The organism is Mesorhizobium sp. M7A.F.Ca.US.002.01.1.1, from assembly GCF_004022955.1.
GTDB classification, from domain to species: domain Bacteria; phylum Pseudomonadota; class Alphaproteobacteria; order Rhizobiales; family Rhizobiaceae; genus Mesorhizobium; species Mesorhizobium ciceri.
In genome coordinates this window covers 1-441 of sequence record NZ_RZQE01001064.1, presented here as the reverse complement: position 1 = coordinate 441, position 441 = coordinate 1, and the positions used below count along the sequence as shown (strand labels likewise).

Annotated in this window: 2 protein-coding genes; both read left to right on the top strand. The window is 64.2% G+C overall.

Going from position 1 to position 441, the window contains the following annotated elements; genetic code table 11:
- The coding region (locus tag EN932_RS37720) for a hypothetical protein (RefSeq protein WP_128369597.1) at positions 1-333 on the top strand (333 nt) is incomplete at its 5' end.
- A gap of 10 nt (positions 334-343) precedes the next feature.
- Positions 344-441: sarcosine oxidase subunit delta (locus EN932_RS37715; protein WP_206619059.1), on the top strand; the 98-nt coding region annotated here is incomplete at its 3' end.

Sequence of the window (441 nt, the reverse complement as noted above, 5' to 3'; positions counted from 1 at the left end):
CAACCGATCAGCCGCACCGGCAACGAGACCGTCTGGCCGTTTTCGGTCGACGACGGCACGCTGGCCTGCGTCTGGAGCGGCGGCCAGCGGGTGGTGATGTTCTTCGAGGGACGTCCCGAAGGGCTTGACGAAGACGAGACATTCCAGCCGCGTCAAGTCATCGTCACCACCGATCCGATGCAACTCACTCTCGGCAACATGGCGTCGCGCGATCTGTTTCGTCCCGCTGCAAGCGTGGAGGAACGCATCCGGCTCGTCGCGCCGTTCGCGACCCTGGGACAGAAGCTTTGCGATCAACCGGCGGGCGCCCGCGTCGGCCACGGCGAATTGTAGGAACGAACAAATGCTTCTCATCCGCTGCCCCTATTGCGAGGAAGAGCGTCCGGAACTCGAGTTCCGCAACGCCGGCGAGGCGCATATCGCGCGCTCGGCCAATATGGC